The following is a 19,079-nucleotide window of genomic DNA, read 5'->3' as shown; positions in this document are numbered from 1 at the left end:
GGCAGACCGGTCTGTGGCGCTGCGGGAGAGTACGGGTTCGGTGGAATCAGTGGTCAGCGTTCCTAGTTTGCTGGGGGGGGGGTAATTCCGTTGCTATTTTGAGCCGAGCTAGCTGTGGTTTGAGTTTGCGAGGTGGTGTTGCCGGCGAATGCGGCTGATCCCGCTGCGAACGTGGCGAGCAGGGTGGCCGCCGCGGCGATGCCGGCCACCAGGCGGGTGCGTGCGGACTTTGCGCCAGTGTGTGCGGCGCGGTTCGCCGGGGTGGGGGACATGCTCATGGTTGCGTCCTTTGCTGCGATGCTGATGGTTATTCGTTTATGCGTCTTCGTTTATGTGCTTGTGGCATCTGCAGCATAACTTCCGACCGCAAATCCCGTGCTACATCTCACAATATCCTTTAATATTGACAATTAATGCATATACTGCGAATAGAATAAGATGCTTGGCTCATACGCAACCTGCCGGCAACCAAATTCCCGTTGGTATTCCAATGTTTCTCCGTCTGCAAGCCCTAAATTGTTCGTTACTGGCGCCAATTTATCAAGCCCAATTTGGTATGTATCGCATTGATTTTGAAGCCGCGTCTTTTTCGAATGGACGGATTAAGTTCGCTCTTACGCAATCTTTGATGAGACGTGAAATTTGTGAACTACTACTTGTATCTAGTCCAAATCTAGTGCGTAAGGAAGCATTGGTGAGCTGTTTGCCGTCTACGTACCTTAAGCAGGCATGCCAGTAGCAAGCTGCCCGTTTTTCTTGGACGCTGAGATTTTTGAAAGGCATATATGTACGTATTTGCACTTCGATTGATGGGGATCCATCTGTAATCTCTCGTATCTGTGGCGATGGGAGTTGTGAGAGTTCACATGCCGTAATAATCTTGTCCCAGCCGGTGCCGGCTTCTTCGCAAAGTCCCAGTCTACGTGATAAGTGTGCAAGTTCGGGGTTTCGTGATTTTGAGGGGTCATTGACTAATCCGGAGACGGGTATTAAAGATGTGCCGGGATTGGTCATGACTATGCGGTTAGGGAAAATTTCAAGCATTGGTCCGGTGCCTTTGATTGAAAAGTCTTGATGAATTAGCATATTGGCAATTAACTCGCGTAGTGCGAGAACTGGATACCCTTGCACGGTTGTACGCAGTGCTTTATTGATGGTTTCTCGATCAGGAAGCAATGCTATGACGTAATCGACCATGGCGTCAAAGTCGGCATATCCTTTATCGAAGGTTAGCAGCCTAGCTTCGCTGGCTTTGCTGTCTTCTTCATATTTAACAATTCGAAGAGCTTTAGTGCGTAGGTCGTTAAAATCCGAAAGACGATTTGCGAAAAGAAGTGCACCAAGATTGGTGATGGAATATTGTCCACTATCTTCATGGATGATTATTCCAGCTTTTCCGAGCCCTGCGGCAGTGAGTGGGTAGAGCTACCATTCCGGATGTATGCGTGCCCGTTAAAGGAAACTGGGTATCTACTAGCAGGCATGACACGTAAGAGGTAAACACTGGTGCCTTCTAGATTGACTTTATAGAACCTGAAATCGGCATTTTTTGAGAGCGTCTGTTCGAGCCAGAGTAGAAGTTCCTGCTTGCTTTGCCCCTTTTTGCCTTGTCCCTTGGCGGTGTACGGGTTGAAGTTTGTTCCTATGATGTTGTGGGTGGTATCGTCGATACCCCACACCATGTATCCGCATTGTTCGTTGTGCAGCGCTGCTGAATTTGCCAAGGCTGATATATCGCGGCCGATCATCTCCGGCTCGTTGTAAGAGTCTTTGAACTCGACTGTTTCTGTTTCGCTGGGTAATTGGCTTAAATTCCGTATCAGCGCGCTTAAGTCTTCAGGCATGACTTCAGTATACAGTATGCAAACTACTGTCAAAGAAATTTTTGTTGGAATTTCAACGTTTTCCTGTTCTGAATCCATAAGTTGTGCATTACTGAGCAAACAAATTTGGTCTCCACTTCCGTTTAGAGCCTGTAAGAGCGCTATCTGTAAGGGTTGCATATGATGCATTAGTCAAGTTGACGTAAATGGATTTACAGTGTATTATAAAACTTGCGTTCGCTGTTTTAATACGCATAGTAAGAAGCTGTATCCAACTACCACTGGGGAAACCATGGCAGAAATATCCAATAAAACAGTACAACTCTTCTGTTGAGTGAGTGGCATTTATGGCAGAAACAGAAGAAGAACTCAGGGATTTGGCCTATCGGAAAGCGCGAAAACAGAAAATTGTACGCAGGGTAGTGCTTATTGGTGGAGGCGTTCTGGTGTTCATCATTGGTAACTGGTCTTTGCTTATGAATTTTCTGTGAGTGGCAGACTACTGGAATGCCTGCATCCGATGTCCAAATCCGGTGTGAGCGAGACGAGTCTGTCATGTATCAGTACCTGTTTGTTCCGGGAACATCTGTGGTCAGCAATCAGAGAACACACACCATCGAAAGGCCACTATCGTGACTGATTTCGCCATCAGTGCTGAGCATGTAACCGTAAAGTACGGTGATTTCGCGGCGCTCAATGACTTATCATTTGCCGCTGAACCCGGACAGATTATCGGGCTGCTTGGGCCTAACGGAGCTGGCAAATCTACATTTGTAGATGCGCTCATTGGCGCTAGGAAAGTTGCCGGCGGCCAGATTCGCACCCTCGGTCTTGATCCTATAACCCAAGCCAAAGAGTTGCGCCCCCAAATCGGCGTCGTTCTGCAAAGTGCGGGATTTCCTACTGGAATGAAGGTCAAGGATATCCTGTTCAGTTGGAAACGCTATATTCCTGCCATGTCTAAGGATGACGTGCTAGACATTGCCAAGAGGGTCAATTTGGTCTACTTGATGGACCGTCCGCTCAGTTCTTTGTCGGGCGGCGAAAGTCGTAGAGTCGACATTGCAATGGCGCTGTACGGCAATCCGCGGCTGATTGTTCTCGATGAGCCCACCACTGGTTTGGACCCCATCTCTAGGGAGAATGTCTGGGACATCATCCGTCAACAGCGCGATCAGGGTTCTACCATATTGCTCACAACGCATTATCTAGATGAGGTCGAAGCACTATCCGATTCCATTAGAGTGATCAATCACGGCCATATTACGGCTACGGGTACTGCTGAGGAACTGGCCGTGTCTGTTCCTGCTCCAAGGTTGAGCGCTGTGTCGGCGGCGCCTGAAGTACTGCAGGGTATCGAGCGGATATTGCCAGCTGACAGTGATGTGACCTATCGCCAGCACCGCTTGGAATGGCAGGCGCAAGACCCGGCCCGCGATCTGGCAGCCATATACAGTGCCAGTTTTGAGCAGCAGTGGGTCATCAACGACGTTCGTGTAGAGCCGCCGTCACTGAAGATGGCTTACGCATCATTGGTCGAAGTGGCGGACGGTGTGACCGAATCTGACCAAGTAGCAGGCAACCATGCAGTTTCAGGTGCAAAGGACAATCTTCAATGAACACCACCGTATTACCTCAATTTCATTTGCAGACTCTAAGTTTTCTGCGCAATTCCAAGTCTGTTTTCTTCACTTTGGCTTTCCCTGTGGTGCTGGCGCTCCTCTTTGGAATGGCATACAAGGACGAAAAGCTGCCGCTCGCTGGCGGTGCTCAAGTCCCGTTTCGGGATTGGATGATTGTGGGATTGACAGCTTACGTTGTCCTCATGGGAGGGTTTATCAAGGTAGCTGGCGACATCACCTCGCAGCGGGACTCTGGCTTGCTGAAGCGCATCAGGCTGAGGGGACAATCTGACAGTGCGGTGCTGCTGGGGTATGCGCTCTCGGGTTTGGTGGTGGCGTTGGTGTGCGAGGCCATCTTGCTGCTGGCAGCTATGCTTTTCCTTGGCCTTAAAGCACCAGCGAATCTTCCGGGCGCCGTATTGGTGGGGGTCGCCGGTGCGCTGCTATGCGTCGTTATTGGCGTAGCTTACTCGTCCTTCATTCCATCCGCAGATTCCTCGCAGATGATGCTGCTGGTGCCTGCCCTCATCCTCATGTTCCTCTCAGGTGTGTTTACGCCGTCTTGGCTTATCCCCTCATCGTTGCGTACGATTAGCCAGTTGTTCCCAGTCGGGTATCTAGCTGATGCCATGCGCTCCGTGTGGCTTGGTGAGGATTTTGTTCATGCCACAATGCAAGCCGATGGTATGGCGCCGGGCACGAATCAGGGACTGAACGTGCTGGTTGCCCCGGGGTTGGGTGTTTGCGCCGTCTGGTTGGCTGCCTCAATATTTGTAGCATTCAAAATGTTCCGCTGGGACGTACGAGAAGGACGCTGATACGCGAGATAATCGGGCGCGCGTTACCTGTCCGGCCCCTCCCGGGCACGGCCACACGCTAGACTGAAATCATGCAGATTCCGCTGATTGACGACGACGGCAACGCCTACGTGCAGGCCATGCGCTCGCAGGTGCTCCCTGCCTTGGAACAGTGCGGCATCGAGGGGTGGATGGAACCTGCTGCGGCTGCAGGATTGGCTCAGCCGCCCACGTCGGGGCGGTTGCACTATATGGTCTACGACGCGCAACGGTTCAACGAGCTCAACGTCCCCGGCGCTTCGGCACAATTCCGTGGGGCGGTGGTGATTGCCCACGGGTTCACTGAGTTTGCTGAGAAATATAGCGAAATGATCTGGTATTTCTTGCTCGCAGGTTTCTCTGTTTGCGTTATGGAACATCGTGGGCATGGGTATTCGCCGCGCGACGTGAGCAATCCGTCCTTGGTGTGGATCGATGACTGGCATCGGTATGTGGCCGATTTTGCGCAGTTCGCGCGCACGGTCGGCAGCGAGGCCGCGCAGGGCAGCCCCCTCTACTTGTACGCTCATTCGCTGGGTGGTGCCATCGGTACCGCGGTGATGGAACAGCATCCCGACCTGTTCGACAAGGCTGTGTTGAGTGCGCCGAGCATGTCCCCGAACTGTGGCTTGCCTAATTGGCTTGCATTCCCGTTCACCGGCGCAGCCACCAAGCTGGGGTTGGGCAAGCGGCATGCGCCCGGGCAGCACGACTACTCACCGAGCGCACCGGACAAGGGGCATGACGCTTCGGCTCCGGCTCGCGCTCGCTGGTACATGGGTTTGCGGCGCAACAACGAGCATTACCAAACCAAAGCTGCTAGCCTGGGCTACACGTTTGAGCTGCTGAAGATAGGGCGTGCGGTGCAGCGTGAGGAGGACTGTGCGAACATCGAGGCGCCGATTCTGCTGTGCCAAGCCGGCCGTGATGCGTGGGTGCACGAGGATGGGCAGTTCCGCTTCGTAGAGCGTGTGCAGGGTGGTGGTGGCCAGATTGATCTGGTGCGTTTCGACACGGCCGAGCACGAGATTTACAGCATGCCCAACGAGGTGCTGCGCGAGTATATCGACAATATTATGGACTTTCTCATCCCCGATATTGACTGATATGGTGGGCTGGTGGGCCTGCGTTGTGCTTGTCTGTTTGGCTTCTGCGTGCCCGCACCGTTCCCGCCAACTTGCTGTGGGACGCCCCAAAAAATTCGCATTGAGATATGTGAGCTGGGCTGAGCTGTGCCAGCGTTTCTCTGATAGGATAAACGCAACCAGCACCGATAACAAGGCGACGATAAGGCGGCGAACATGAGCAATTCCAACGGTTCCACAGGCACAACAGCAGGTTCCACAAGCCAGACAACATACGATTTCACCACCGTGGTGGACCGTCGAGGCAAAGATGCCGTCGCTTATGACGGGCTGGGCAACGAGCCAGGTTTCGCCCCGGAAGCTCCGCAAGAGGGCTTCGATATTATCCCTATGTGGGTGGCGGACATGAACTTCGCCACCGTGCCTACTATCCCCGAGGCCATTATCGAGCGTGCCAAGCACCCGTTCTACGGTTATTTCCGCCCCACAAGCGAATATTTCAATGCCATCATCGACTGGCAGCGCGACCGCAATGGCGTGGAAGGTCTTACTCCCGAGGCTATTGGCTATGAGAATGGTGTGATCGGTGGCCTGGTGTCTGCGCTTACTGCGTTTGCTGCTCCCGGTGATTCGGTTTTGGTGCACAGTCCTACGTATATCGGCTTCACACGTTCCATTGAAGGCAACGGTTATCACATCGTCCACTCGCCGCTCAAGCGTGATAGTGAAGGCGTGTGGCGCATGGACTTTGAGGACATGGACCGTGCGATCAAGGAGAACAACATTCATGTGGCTGTGTTCTGCAGTCCGCACAACCCTTGCGGGCGCGTGTGGGAACGTTGGGAGATTGAGCAGGCCATGGAGGTGTACCGTAAGAACGATTGCATGGTCATCTCCGACGAGATTTGGTCCGACATCATTCTTGCCGGGCATCAGCACATTCCCACTCAATCGGTGAACGATGACGCACGCAACCGTACTGTTGCGCTCTACGCACCGAGCAAGACCTTCAATTTGGCTGGATTGGTCGGTTCGTACCACATTATTTACAATTCTTATCTGCGTGACCGGGTCACCTCCAAGAGCGAGAAGGCGTTCTATAACGAGATGAATGTGCTCTCCATGCATGCGCTCATCGGTGCCTACACGCCCGAGGGCCGCCAGTGGACGGACGAATTGCGCAGCGTGCTCACCGGTAATGTTGACTATGCCACGTCTTATATCGCTGAGCATTTTGACGGCGTGGACTTCGCCAAACCGCAAGGTACCTACATTCTGCTGCTCGACTGTGAGCGTTGGTGTGCCGAGCATAGTGTGAGCATTGACGAGGTGCTGCGCCGCGCTTGGGCTGTGGGTGTTGCGGTGCAGGACGGCCGCCAGTTCAAGGTGCCGCACGGTGTGCGCATGAACTTGGCGTTACCGCTCTCTCGTGTACAGGAGGCTATGAGCCGCTTGAGCAAATATGTGTTCATTGACAAGTGAGGCAAAACGCACACCGTTCGTAGTATAAAGAGATGTAGACCACATAAGAAGGGACTGGTATGCGAGTTACGGTGTATTGCGGTGCGGCGAGTGGCAAGGATGGCAAGTATCAGGAGGCCATAGAGCGGCTGGGCGAGCAGATTGCTCAGGCCGGCGATGAACTTGTGTATGGCGGTGGCGGAGTAGGGCTGATGGGTGCTGTAGCGCGAGCGGTATATAGCCGTGGCGCTCGCGTGCATGGCATCATCCCTGAGGTGCTGCTGGATCGTGATGGCGTTGACGAAAAAACCATCACTGAGCTGGAAATCGTGCCCGATATGGATGTTCGCAAGCGCCGCCTGATGGAGGCCAGCGATGTTCTTATTGCGTTTCCTGGCGGTGCTGGAACGCTTGAGGAGATTGCGCAAGCCTTCTCATGGGCACGTATCGGACTGAACGACAGGCCCTGCGTGTTCTATGACCTTGATGGGTTCTGGCAGCCGCTGCGCCAAATGCTGCAGGACATGGTGTCGAACGGCTTCGTTTCAGATGTGGACTTTCATAAGATGCTTTTCACCACGTCGTACGACGAGATTCGAGAGTTTGCAGCCTCGTATGAGCCACCCATTCCACGCACTTACCCGAAGGCTGATTCTCAGCAATAACAGGGTGGGAGTAGCGTAAGCGGTTGTGTACGGTTGACGTGCGCAGCCCCGGCGTTTGTTGGTGACGGTGAGCTGCGCTGCAGCACGGCTGCTTGCGCCGGTGCGGACGTGTCGAGACACTGCATGATACAAGAGAACTGCGAGGGAATGCGGGGTATTGACATGCCCTATTATTTATGTAAACACGAAGTACTATGTATGATGCCAATCGCGTATCAGAACAATCAAAGTGCGAGTAGAGGGAGTTGAACCCTCACGAGCATTCGCTCACTGCCACCTGAAGACAGCGCGTCTACCATTCCGCCATACTCGCAGACAAAGAACAATTATATCGTAAATGAGGACAAGGTGCAAGGCCTGCAAGCAGCGCCGCGTGTTGCATCGTGCAATGGCGCAATCCAACCACGCGTACATGAAGGCGTCGCTTCACAACTGTATCAACGTACATGAAGCACACACATCAATGCCGTGCTTCATGGGAAGCGCACGCAAACTGCTGCGCATTCCCTAAAGTATCTACGGATGAAGCAGCTTATCTTTGTAATAGTTGAAGAACGTTTTCTGCCCGGTAACGATGACCGTAGCACCCTCAAACCCATAGCGAATACGGTCATTTTGTTCGTCGCTGGTGTTGGCGCGAGCGTGTATCTCATAGTAGTTACCCTGCTCGGTGCGCGTGGGCGAGGCAGCAATAGTGGTGATAGCACCGTCGATGATCAGTGGTTTGGCGCTGTTCTGATAGCTGGACAGGCGCACCGTCTGCCCGTTGCGGATGCTGTCAATATGCTCGACGGGCAAGTGCAGCACGATATCTAACTTAGTGGCCTTGTTAAGCGTGGGGTAGATTTGCGCCACAACGGTTCCGACCGGAATGGAATCCATCCCTTTGACTTCCGCATTGATGTGCAGCACGCCGGTACTGTTGGCTTTGACCGTGGACTTGGCATCTTGCGATTGTGTCAGCGCAATCTTGGTTTCGGTCTCAAGGCGCGTGGATGAGATGGATGACAGATCCTTGTTGACGTTGAGCAGATACTGAGCATTGAGTTCATCGATTTTGCTGCCAGCACTGGTCGCCTGCGCGGTTATGCTCGTAGATGTCTCCTGCGTTTTCAGTGTCTTGTTGGCTTGGTTCAGTTCTTGTACAGAGTTGTCGATTTCGCTGCGCAGCTGACCGGTGACCGCGCTGCGCTGCGCTGAGTCGGAGGCATTGAGCTGAGCCTGATACAGCTGGTATGTAGCGGTGAACACGTTGTCGCCTGGCAGGTTTCCGCCGTCGATGGCCTGCGCCAGCTCGTGGTAGTCATCGATCCTGGCCTGATTTTGGGCGATCTGCTGCGCGATGGCATCCCGAGTAGACCTGACGGCTTGGTTTTGGTTGGCGGTAGTCGCGTTGTCGCGGCTGTCGTCCTTGTTGATGACGGCGACTTGCGCATTGTAATTGTTGAACATATCCCAATACCCGAACTCATCGGGCGTGCTGAACGTGTTGGTTCGCTTGGTAAGACTGGATTTGAGCTGTTCTGCCGCTGCCTGTTGGCGTTTGATAGTGTCAAGCTGCTGCCGGAGCGCATTGAGCTGTACCGAGTTCTCACCATTGTCATAGGCGAGCAGGGTGTCACCTTTGTGAACGGTTTTATTCTCTTTGAGATTGTTGGTGATGATGCGCTCGCCGCTGGTCGACTGCACTTGCCCGATGGCATCAGCGGGCTCAATCTCTCCGACGGTCTTGACGGTCACCTCGGTCTTGCCGAAGAGTGAAAACACCAGAAGGCCAACGGCAAGTAAGGAGATGGGAATAATGATGAGCGTGGAGAAATTATCGTACCGACGGCGATAAAATTCTGAACTTTCAAAGATATCGGGGTTCATGCTTGGGGTCCTTCCGTTCACGATGTGAAGAGGTCGTAATATTCGCCCTTGCGATTCATCAGTTCGTCGTGAGAGCCGTGCTCGATGATGTGACCGTTGCCCAGCATCAGGACGTTCTGGCAGCGGCTGGCCACAGTCAAGCGATGGGCGATGAACACGATGGTTTTGTCGGTGAGCGCGAGCAGATTGTCGATGACTTTCTTCTCGGTGGCTACGTCTAGGTTGCTGGTGGCCTCGTCGAGAACGAGCACCGGAGTGTCGGCTAGGATAGCGCGTGCCAGCGCGATGCGTTGTTTTTGGCCGCCAGAGACGATGGTGGCGTCGCTGGTGAGCTGCGTCTGGTAGTTCATCGGCATGTGGTAGATGTCGTCCGATATTTCAGCGATCATTGCGGCCCGCTCAACGTCGTTCATCGTGGTTCCCGGCTTGGCGCCGAGCATAAGGTTGTCCAGAATGGATCCCGAGAAGATGTATGGGTCTTGCGGCAGGTAGTTGATGGTATGGCGCAGTGCCGCGCGGTCCACATTGCGCACGTCCGTACCGCCTATGGTGACGGTGCCCACGCTCGCGTCGTAGAAGTTCACCAGCAGTTTGGCGAGTGTGGTTTTCCCCGATCCACTCATGCCGACGATCGCCAGCTTCTCTCCGGGTTCAATGGTGAGGTTGATGCCGTGCAAGGTGTCTTTGCCGTATCCGAACTTGTACGAGAGATTTTCGACCACGACAGGGCCGTTGAGCGCTTCCGGGTCGTCGACGGTCTGCCGGTCGTTGGTTTCCGGCTCGACCAGGAACACCTCGTTGAGCCTGTTGTTGGCTACTTTGGCTTGCTGCAGCTTGGTTTGCAGGTTGATGATGTTGAGCAGGGGCGTGGTGAAGTAGCTCAGCAGTGTGTTGAAGGTGACGAGTTGCCCGACGCTGATTTCTCCCGCCATGACGAGCTGCGCACCGAACCAGAGCACGGCCACGTTGAGCAGCAGCTGTGCGCCGGCTTTCAGCACACTTTGCAGAGTGCTGGTTTTGGCGTAGGTGAAGGACTTGTCGAGGTAATCCACGAATTCATGATCGATTTTCTTGTAGCGGTTTTCCTCGCTTGCCAAGGATTTGACGGTTTCGATGCCGTTGATGTCTTCGATGATCGAGGAGCTGACGATGGAGTTGGCTTGCATGGTGGCGTTGTTCATCTTCTCGAAAGGCTTGACAAACGCGAAGATGATGACAGCGTAGACGGGCAGCGCCACGAGCGCCAGGAGCAGAAGTTTCTGGTTTTGGAAGCCGAGCATGGCTCCTACCACCACGACTGTGCCGGCGTCGAGGAACACCGAAATGATGGTGCTGCCCAAAGCGTCGATGATGGAATTTGCATCGGTGAACCGGGATATGATTTCACCGGTGCGGCGAGTAGAGAAGAAACTCATCGGCAGTTTGAACACGTGGCGGATGTAGGAGAGCAGCACGTCTATGGTGAGGCGCTGGCCAAGCACGGTGAGCAGATATTGCTGCGCGAAGGAGAGGACTTGCTGGATGATGTAGGCGACGACCAAGCCGATGGAGATGATGCCGAGCGTTGAGCGCAGTCGGTCGGGGATGTACGTGTCAATCAGCCCTTGCAGGTAGTAAGAGCTGACCACGTTGATGATGGTGACCAGCAGGGCCGCCAGGGTGATGTTGAGTATCAGCTTCTTGTTTTTGAAGAGCAGCGGGACGAAGCTCCACAGGCTGTTGCTCTTATCTTTGTGCGGCTTGTAGTCGGCGGCCGGTGCCATGAAGAGCGCTACGCCGGTCCACTCTTGCTCGAACTTGGCTTTCGGTTCCTCGTGGACGCCGTCGTGCGGGTCCGGATCCGCCACAATGATGCTGTCTTCCGTGGCGCCGTACACCACAACGTAGTGCATCAGTTTGCCGTCTTTGATGATGTGTGCGATGAACGGGTAGGGGACGTGGTCGTCGAAGATTTCCATGTCTACCTTGAGCGGGGTGACCTCAAAGTTGATTTTCTTCGCGGCTTCTACGATGCCCAGTGCGGTGGTGCCTTCCATATCCGTTTTCGCCAAGGTTCTGAGGTAGGCGAGCGAATAGGTGGAGCCGTAGTGCTTGGCGAGGGTGGCCAGTGCGGCCACCCCGCAGTCGCGGGAGTCTACCTGCGGCACATAGGCGTAGTGATGATCGAGCATGGTGGTCCTTTTGTTAAGACTGGTGAGATGGGATAGTCAGTATGTCAGGTAGAAGGTGTGTTTCAGATATTGAACCTGCTGAGCATGGTGAGCACGCAGTACACCAGAGTGACGATGAACAGTGGTGAGCGCCACGAGCGCCAGATGTGTTCCGGCGGTCGATGGCTTTTAATAGTTGCCTTGATGATTGAGCGTTTGACGATCATAAGAATGAGCAGCACTACTGTGGCTACTGCAGAGAGGATGTTGAGACAATCAGAAAAGGAATGGCTGGGAATTAGTGTCACCATGGAACTTAGCGTGTTGTTGAAGATGTGCAGCGCGATGGACCATGTCAGTGAATAGCAGTAGGCAATATAGCCGAACAGGAATGAGGAAGTGATGATAGCGAAAATCGGGCCGTACTGGCGCAGATTTTCCATGATAACTCCGCGGAACAGCACTTCTTCGCAGATTGGTCCTACGATGCATATGGCCAGTATGCCAGGTATGGAATATGTGATGGAATCAAGCTGGGACAGTGAGGTGGTGGGTTTCCAATGCATGGCATCGGCAATTGCTTGCACCATGGCGTCAACGACGCTGCTGAATCCACCGATGGCGAAGATAACCAAGACAAACACCGTCAGCGCCGAGGCGGTCATATTGGTGCGTGAGTGCCAGTGCAGGTGCAGTGCGGTGCCTTCTGGGGTAACGGTATTGTCGTCAACGCGCAAAGACATCGCCACGGTAAAGATGATGGCTACAGGAAGCGGGTCGGTAAGGAGCTGTACCCACGCCATCACATCTGTGCCGTCATCATTTCCGCTGAATGCAAGGACGCCAAGTATGAGGATGGCGCTGACGATGGTAGTGCCAATCAGGAAAGCGAGGGTAAAGCCTGCCTGTCTGCCGACAAGCCTGCGCGGTGTGGGAGGTCTGTGGTTGTTTGCGCTGCTGGTGGCTGAGGTTCCTGTGTTGGATTCCACGCTGAGACTCATGGCATCGGTGGCCTCAGATACCCCAGATGGAGGTTCGTTGATGCTGAGATACTTGCTCGCAGTCATGGTCATCGCTCCTTATACCACGTTTCGGTTTTGGATTACTACAGACCATAAGACCATAATCGTGCGCTGCTGGAGCGAAGGTTGACGGACTGTGTAGCCATATGTGTACAACGCCGGTATTGGTGGAAAACGATGAGGCAGTAGGGCGGAAGTGCAACTTCAGAAAATTGATTAGACATCCGTTGACGTAGTTGTGGCTGACGGCTTCAGGACCTCGTTTTTGTGATTTTCTTATGGTAAATCCGAACTACCTCGGATTCGGCAACACGAGCAGGTTCAGGAAGTTCATTATGCAAAAGTCAATGAGACGGGCCGTGAACCAGAGTGCGTTCATTGTTCTGGCATTCTCTATCATCTTCGATTTTGCGACGATTATTGGGTCGCAGTTTGCGGGGATATTGCCCAACGGCGACAGTGCAGTACTTGTGGGATGGGTAAGCATACTTGCAGATGTTGTAGCGTTGTGTTGCATCCTTGTCGTCGTCAACAATGTTGGGGCGCGCCATACTTTGCATGATGGTTATATGCTCAACGTTCGTGTTTGTTCTCGTCAAAAGATGACATTTTGGGGTTTATTTTTAGTGTGCTGATGGTGATTGCGTTTGCGGGTGTCGGTGGGCTACTCGGAAGCGGGATTGAACAAGTTTTCCGTATGTTGGGAATCGCTGCTCCGACCAGCAATGACATCCTCACGCAAAGAGGCTTAGCATCCAACGTAGCTCTTTTTGGCTCAATATCTGTTGCTCCGGTTGTGGAGGAGCTGGTATTCAGAGGTGTTGTGCTTTCCCGCCTAGAGCGGTTCGGCGGGCTTTTTGCCATAGTCACGACTTCAGCGTTATTCGGCTTGCTGCATCAGGATTTCTCGCAAGGCATGGCTGCTTTCTTTATGGGACTTGCATTTGGATGGGTGGCGAATCGCTACTCGGTTGTGTGGTCGATGGTGATGCACGCTTTTAATAACGTCGTTCTTGCCTATGGTGGCGAATGGTTGGATATGCAGATCGGTGAAAGAAACTGTACTATCGTTCAGCTGGTTTGCATGGTTGCAGCTATTGCAATTGTATGCACTGTTTTACTATGCAATCGTAAGAGTGTGAAAGCGTACCTTACTAGCAGTAAGAGTGTTGAGGTGCACCCCTATCGCTCGTGGATTGCCCCGGTATTTCTCATCTTTGCTCTGCTATCTTTGGTGACTGCTGTTATCAAGCTGTTCGTGCTGTAGGCGCGGCCTAGATTCCAGTATGTCGTTTTATGTTGTCAACAGTTGTCCACGGTTTGCGAATATTGACGGTGAGAGTGTCGTGATATCTGCTTATGTGGAATGTGCGCAACCCAATTCAAGTTTGTGGCAAAGGGATGGCGCAGATTCGACTCAAGGCGGGAGATGGTATGGAATACCGGGATACGGCGGCTGTGGTCATAGCTTATGTCATGAAATTTATGGAGCTGATCAACTTCGCAGGGGCGCTTATTACTATGGCGGTGTATCTTGCTGCGGGAGTCTTCTCGTACGAGCCGCTCATCAATAAATACTCAAAAGAGACCATACCTGCGCTGTATGGGTTTTCCATGGATCTTCCGTTTGGTGAACTTGTGCATCACGAAACACTCTTTGCCGTGGCCTCTGTGAGCGTGATTGCCATCTTTGTGGTTATGACTTGGGCTTTTCACCTGCTGTACAGAGCGTTGATGACGCTTGGAAAAGTCCGGGGCGATACCGATCAGAGAGGTGCCGTGAGCGTTACCAAGGATTTGCGATATGCGGCAAACCTCATGTTGGCGCTGTTTGTTGCCAATATCGTAATGACGGACGTGATATTGGTGTTGCAAGACCAGCATCTCGTCCCTGCTTTTTCTATTACACAGGTAAGTTACGGATGGTTGATGCTGTCTCTCGTGGTGTATGGCTTATCCAAGCATATTGGGGATACGCCGCATACTGGTGCTGACCGCGCTGATAGTCCTGACCGTGAGATTTCAGAATCGATTTATGGTGAATAGGGGTATATTGGTGCCATGAGCGAGAACACGACAGTTCCTAAGCAGGAGAGGCCCGAAGCGGCGCCACTCCAGCCGCTCCGACTTGCGATCGTAGACAACGACGGGTTCACCTTGGCCGCGTTGACCAGTTTTGTGCCCAAGGCCGTGCCGGCAAGTGTGATTCACTGGAAGACGAGCTCGCCAATTGAGGCGATGGAGAAAGCGATTGACCCGGTTACCATGCCGGACATGCCGCAGATTGCGCTCGGTGTGAGCCGGTTGAGGTGCGGCAAAACGTTTTCACCACTGGAAGAGGTCCACTTTGACAGCGCTGGAGTTGCGTATGAACGCATAACGCATGAACCTAAAACACGGCCGCGCAAGCCGATGCTGAGCGTTCACGAGTCGCGCATCATGGAGCTGCTGTCGCAAGGTTTCAAATACTCGCAAATCGCTGCTGAATTAGGCAACAGCGAATCATCCGTGCGGACCGAAGCTCGTCGCGCCGTCAAAAAGCTTGGGGCTGCTACTTTGAGTCAGGCCGTGGTGATCTGGGTGTTGGGGCAGCGGACATGACATTGCGTGCGCGGGGAGCAAGGTTGTGGGGGTTGGCCCAAGGTGCGGGATACTGGTTGCGGACCCACGCCGTCAAGGACAAGCTTGTCATTGTTGTTGCTTTAGTTGGCGCAGTTGGTGCGGTTTTGTTGAGTTTTTTCGACACTGAAACCACCACTTCTCCTTTGCGGATTGTTATCGCCATTATTTGTGCGGTATTTTTGTTGTTGTCGTTGTTTTTCCCCGTGGCTGGTGCGTCTATAGCGTTCATTCTTGCATTAATTTTCAGTGGAACGAATTATGCCTCTTCCTCATCATGGTTGGCTATTGATGTAACAAGTATGTTTATCGTCGGACTTGTCAATGAACGTCCCACAATCAAGGTTCTACCATTTTTTGCAGTTATTTTTTTCTGCACGATCGATATCATTTTTGATAAACCCAGCATAGTGGGATTAGCCCTATATGCTTTTATGTTTCTTGGGCCGTGGGCTGCTGGTGTACTGATAAGACAACAACGTGAACTTCATAGCAAGCTGCAGGTTGCGCATCAGCTTGAGATGGAAAATGCACTCTTAAAACAGCAGCAGAGAGATATCCGGCTTGCTCGCGATATCCATGATTCAGTGACCAACGAGCTGTCCTATATTATCCTGTTAAGTTCTGGTAATAACAGCAATAATGGCGAAGCATCTTTGACTGCCAGTCAGCAGCAGTTTATTAGTGATAAGGCCAAAGCAGCGCTTAACAGAGTGCATCTCATCATCTCGCTGCTTGACGGGAAAACCTCTGCACAGCAAGTGCAGTCAGCTGAGGCACCTTCTTCTTTTATGGAAGTCGTACGTGCTCTCTGCCAAAAGCAAGATGAAGCTTTGCTGCAAGCTGGGTATCAAGGCGCTTCTCGGGTCTCAGGAGATGGCAAAGAACCTCCTGAGCTGGTAGTGTCAGCAATCAGGCATGTACTGGTTGAAATCTACGTAAACATTGCGCGCCATTGCGAGCCTGATGTTGATCAATATACAGTTGTTGTCGCGTGCACAGAAGAAGCAGTGACTGTCTTCCAAACCAATACCTGCCTACATGGGGTGCACCAGGTTGCGGATGTAAGTCATGGTAAAGGACTCGCGTTGCAGCAGCAAACTGTGGAAGGGCTGGGCGGCAGTCTCAATACATCATTTGAAGACGGCACATGGATTTTGAACTGCGCTATTCCATTACCATAGACGGGCAAATCTATGTAGCCATCTGTGTACAGAATCGCAATGTTTTATTATGTGCAGTGCTGTTACGGCCTAACTTTATATAGAAGTTAAACTTCCATTTAACTTCTTGAGCGATAGCAATGATGTCATCAATGAGGAGGTTCGCACAATGCAACAGAACGATACGCGCCCACAAATGAGCAGTGAGCAGTTAGCGCAAACTGTGGGAGGTTTCTCATATTGGCCATGTTTTGAGTCCATTAAAAATCATTTTCTCTCTCTCGGATGGTGATGTCAGCAGCTTAATCATTTTCATCATAAGGGAGTAACCATGAACCAACATACCGCTATGACCGATGAAGCGCTCGCATCCTGCACAGGTGGGGTAAGAACATGTCTGCCGGTGCACGTCAACCGTCTGCGACCGCCCCATTACACAACGCTGCCGGTTAGGCCAATCCTGCTGTAGTCTAGGCGCATCCCAGGCGGCGCTCGCAGCGCAGCATCACTTATCCGGGTCGAAATATCTCCCAGTATTCCGACCCGGATTTTTCGCAAATTTATTCCGTGAGTACTTTTACTGCGTTCATCGCAAATTCCAATTTCAAAAACGTTGGAATTTAGCCGTTCTTGTTTTAGAGCTCGCGCTGAACGAGCGTAAAAGTACTCACGGAACGTTCAGCGAGGCGGGGAGTATGTATCAGCGTAAGAGCTCAGATTTTTCACAAGAAATCATTCAGTAGGGATGATTTTGGGTGTTGTTGCCGATGCCTAATATCAAGAGTGGCTATATTCCGCCATTCTCGTGTTGCGGCGCATGAGCGATTCAGGCTAAACATCCCTACTGAACAACAATGAGGTGGTGGGAAGCAGTTTGCTGACGTTGCGGTGCATGTCTGTCTGACTGCTGCCATTGTTGACGTGCATTCACTCCATGGTGCTACCGGTGCTGGCTGATTGCGCACTCGCGCAATCGCCATATAGTCACCTGACAGTCATGACTGTGAGCGTGCCTGTCAGGTGACTGTGCGATTGATTGTGTGGTCACTGTGTAACTCCACTCACCCCCTGGATCCGTTCTCGTAGTAGCGTGTCAAGGTTTCGTCGCGGAAGGCGTCGAAATACCCGCCGTCGATGGAAGCGCGGATATCATCGAGCAGTTTGATGAAGAAGTGCTCGTTGTGGATGGTGGCCAGTGTCGCCCCGTTCATCTCGCCGGCGCGCAGCAGGTGGTCCACATAGGCACGCGTGTAGTGCATGCACGTGTAGCAGGTGCAGCCCTCTTCCAGCGGTCCGAAGTCATGCTTGTGAGCGGCGCGCTTGATGTTGTAGCGACCACGCCTGGTGAAAATGGCGCCGTTGCGCCCGCAGCGGGCGGGGGAGACGCAGTCGAAGGTGTCGCCGCCGTTCTCTACGCACGCGAAAATGTCATCCACCGCAGCGATTCCTAATACGTGCCGCGGCCTGCTCTGTGGCATTTCATCGCAGATCCATGCGCAAGTGTCGCCGATGAGACGCTTCTCGATGGCACCGCCAATGCCCACACCGTCAAAGTCAAGCGAAGCAATCTCGCTTGCCGCTCGGCGTCGCAAATCCTCGTAGTTCGCGCCTTGCACCACGCCGTAGAGCGCCTGGTAAGGCTTGCCTACGCGCTCGGCAGTCAGCCGCTGATGCTCCTCAACGCACCGTCGTGCCCAGCGGAACGTGCGCTCCACCGATCGCTCCTGGTAGCCGCGCGTGTTCATGAGTGTGGTCAGCTCGTCGAAGGCAAACATGATGTCGGCACCGAGCTTGTGCTGAATGCCCATGGAAATTTCCGCGCTGAAGCGGTGTTTGTCACCGTTGAGCGGGGATTTGAACGTCACGCCGTCCTCATCCACGAACGCCAAACGTTCTTTGCCTTCGGCGATCACGTCATCGTTTTTCATGCCAGTCACGTCCATGGCCAGCGTCTTCTTGAACCCGGCACCCAGCGAGAGCACTTGGAATCCGCCGGAGTCGGTAAAGGTCGGGCCGTCCCAGTTTTCGAATCGGGCCAAGCCGCCGGCCTCGTCGAGCACGTCGGGCCCGGGGCGCTCAAAGAGATGGAAAGCGTTGGAAAGTAGCGCTTGCGCGCCCAGATCCTTCATGGTTTCAGGCAGCACACCTTTCATGGCGGCTTGCGTGGAGACCGGTATGAACGCGGGGGTGTTAATGTCGCCGTGCGGGGTGTGGATGGTGCCGGTGCGGCCATAGCGCGCCCCGCCGCGGCCCTTGCCGGAAGCGGCGTCGTCAAGCCGTGTGTGCTGCTCGAACCGGAATTCTGATCGATCTCCCGGCTGCCCGGGCTCGGCCCCGCGCGGATGCTCCAGCAGCCCGGAGGCACTGCGGCTCAAGTGAGTGGCTCTGTTGCTACGGGCTGAGGCTGTGCTATCGGTGTCATTGCTGTGCGTGGTTCTCGTCGTGCTGTTTTGCGCGCCGTCTGGTCGGGCTGATTGATGTTCGGTTGCTCTCGTCATGCCCCCACTTTAGGTGAAGCCCTGCATTGGCAGTGCACCTCAAACTACGATACTGGAGCGTGACCCACCTTGCGCCTAGTTAGAGCGTAATTCCTCCGCCTCCCGCGAACAGTGGCGTTTATGCTGCTTATTAGACTGTCAATGTAATTATGCACTGGTAAAAGCTAGGGATACGGGGGATTGCAATGAAAGGTAAATTGTTCTTTCAATGAACATTCAGGAAACCTCCAGTCTGACTATCTTTACTCGTACAGTAGAAGTGG

18 protein-coding genes and 1 tRNA gene are annotated in these 19,079 nt (G+C 53.2%); 11 read left to right on the top strand and 8 right to left on the bottom strand.

Features of this window, described 5'->3' with window-relative positions:
- Positions 1-62: 62 nt before the first annotated feature.
- From ACSYSO_RS00175 to ACSYSO_RS00165, 3 genes are all read right to left on the bottom strand, one after another.
- Positions 63-278, bottom strand: coding sequence for a hypothetical protein (locus ACSYSO_RS00175; RefSeq protein WP_489799784.1), 216 nt, complete (start codon positions 276-278; stop codon positions 63-65).
- A 262-nt stretch (positions 279-540) separates the two neighbouring features.
- A complete protein-coding gene (locus tag ACSYSO_RS00170; protein ID WP_491701774.1) occupies positions 541-1,197 on the bottom strand; it encodes an ATP-binding protein in 657 nt (218 codons plus the stop codon).
- Between the two features lie 185 nt (positions 1,198-1,382).
- Positions 1,383-1,922 carry an AlbA family DNA-binding domain-containing protein gene (locus ACSYSO_RS00165; RefSeq protein WP_489760836.1) on the bottom strand — a complete coding sequence of 180 codons (540 nt, stop codon included), beginning with the start codon at positions 1,920-1,922 and terminating at the stop codon, positions 1,383-1,385.
- 248 nt (positions 1,923-2,170) lie between these two features.
- Here ACSYSO_RS00165 and ACSYSO_RS00160 point away from each other — a divergent pair, with 248 nt between their 5' ends.
- The 6 genes from ACSYSO_RS00160 (at position 2,171) to ACSYSO_RS00135 (ending at position 7,492) form a co-directional block, all read left to right on the top strand.
- A complete protein-coding gene (locus ACSYSO_RS00160) occupies positions 2,171-2,314 on the top strand; it encodes a hypothetical protein (RefSeq protein ID WP_489760837.1) in 144 nt (47 codons plus the stop codon).
- Positions 2,315-2,455: 141 nt separating this feature from the next.
- A complete protein-coding gene (locus tag ACSYSO_RS00155; protein ID WP_489760838.1) occupies positions 2,456-3,442 on the top strand; it encodes an ABC transporter ATP-binding protein in 987 nt (328 codons plus the stop codon).
- Complete coding sequence (locus ACSYSO_RS00150; protein ID WP_489760839.1) at positions 3,439-4,263, top strand: ABC transporter permease; 825 nt, start codon at positions 3,439-3,441, stop codon at positions 4,261-4,263. The genes ACSYSO_RS00155 and ACSYSO_RS00150 overlap by 4 nt, the downstream gene beginning before the upstream one ends.
- A 71-nt stretch (positions 4,264-4,334) precedes the next feature.
- Positions 4,335-5,387, top strand: a complete 1,053-nt coding sequence (locus ACSYSO_RS00145) for an alpha/beta fold hydrolase (RefSeq protein WP_489760840.1) — start codon at positions 4,335-4,337, stop codon at positions 5,385-5,387.
- 195 nt (positions 5,388-5,582) lie between these two features.
- Complete coding sequence (locus ACSYSO_RS00140; protein WP_489760841.1) at positions 5,583-6,848, top strand: MalY/PatB family protein; 1,266 nt, start codon at positions 5,583-5,585, stop codon at positions 6,846-6,848.
- A gap of 59 nt (positions 6,849-6,907) precedes the next feature.
- On the top strand, positions 6,908-7,492 hold the full coding sequence (locus ACSYSO_RS00135) for an LOG family protein (protein ID WP_489760842.1): 585 nt from the start codon (positions 6,908-6,910) through the stop codon (positions 7,490-7,492).
- Between the two features lie 230 nt (positions 7,493-7,722).
- On the opposite strand, the gene ACSYSO_RS00130 is transcribed toward ACSYSO_RS00135, so the two are convergent.
- From ACSYSO_RS00130 to ACSYSO_RS00115, 4 genes are all read right to left on the bottom strand, one after another.
- Positions 7,723-7,805: transfer RNA gene (locus ACSYSO_RS00130), tRNA-Leu, on the bottom strand.
- 203 nt (positions 7,806-8,008) lie between these two features.
- On the bottom strand, positions 8,009-9,364 hold the full coding sequence (locus ACSYSO_RS00125) for a bacteriocin secretion accessory protein (protein WP_489760843.1): 1,356 nt from the start codon (positions 9,362-9,364) through the stop codon (positions 8,009-8,011).
- A gap of 17 nt (positions 9,365-9,381) precedes the next feature.
- Positions 9,382-11,535 (bottom strand): peptide cleavage/export ABC transporter, encoded by a 2,154-nt coding sequence (locus tag ACSYSO_RS00120; RefSeq protein ID WP_489760844.1) that lies wholly within the window; start codon positions 11,533-11,535, stop codon positions 9,382-9,384.
- A 62-nt stretch (positions 11,536-11,597) separates the two neighbouring features.
- Positions 11,598-12,581: a CPBP family intramembrane glutamic endopeptidase gene (locus tag ACSYSO_RS00115; protein WP_489760845.1), complete on the bottom strand. Its 984-nt coding sequence runs from the start codon at positions 12,579-12,581 to the stop codon at positions 11,598-11,600.
- 314 nt (positions 12,582-12,895) lie between these two features.
- On the opposite strand from ACSYSO_RS00115, the gene ACSYSO_RS00110 reads away from it, so the two are divergent.
- The 5 genes from ACSYSO_RS00110 (at position 12,896) to ACSYSO_RS00090 (ending at position 16,339) form a co-directional block, all read left to right on the top strand.
- Positions 12,896-13,171, top strand: a complete 276-nt coding sequence (locus ACSYSO_RS00110; protein ID WP_491701773.1) for a hypothetical protein — start codon at positions 12,896-12,898, stop codon at positions 13,169-13,171.
- Entirely contained in the window at positions 13,147-13,803 is a 657-nt protein-coding gene (locus ACSYSO_RS00105) for a CPBP family intramembrane glutamic endopeptidase (RefSeq protein ID WP_491701772.1), read from the top strand. Before ACSYSO_RS00110 ends, ACSYSO_RS00105 begins: the two co-directional genes overlap by 25 nt.
- A 134-nt stretch (positions 13,804-13,937) precedes the next feature.
- The gene (locus tag ACSYSO_RS00100) at positions 13,938-14,582 is read left to right on the top strand and encodes a hypothetical protein (protein WP_491701771.1); all 645 of its coding nucleotides are present in this window, start codon (positions 13,938-13,940) and stop codon (positions 14,580-14,582) included.
- Positions 14,583-14,597: 15 nt separating this feature from the next.
- Positions 14,598-15,137 carry a helix-turn-helix transcriptional regulator gene (locus ACSYSO_RS00095; protein WP_489760848.1) on the top strand — a complete coding sequence of 180 codons (540 nt, stop codon included), beginning with the start codon at positions 14,598-14,600 and terminating at the stop codon, positions 15,135-15,137.
- A complete protein-coding gene (locus ACSYSO_RS00090; RefSeq protein ID WP_489760849.1) occupies positions 15,134-16,339 on the top strand; it encodes a sensor histidine kinase in 1,206 nt (401 codons plus the stop codon). Before ACSYSO_RS00095 ends, ACSYSO_RS00090 begins: the two co-directional genes overlap by 4 nt.
- 1,040 nt (positions 16,340-17,379) lie before the next feature.
- Here ACSYSO_RS00090 and tgt read toward each other — a convergent pair.
- Positions 17,380-18,816, bottom strand: a complete 1,437-nt coding sequence (gene tgt / locus ACSYSO_RS00085; RefSeq protein WP_489760850.1) for a tRNA guanosine(34) transglycosylase Tgt — start codon at positions 18,814-18,816, stop codon at positions 17,380-17,382.
- Between the last annotated feature and the right edge of the window lie 263 nt (positions 18,817-19,079).

Source organism: Bifidobacterium sp. ESL1130, assembly GCF_058507935.1.
This window is presented reverse-complemented; position numbering and strand designations above follow the sequence as displayed.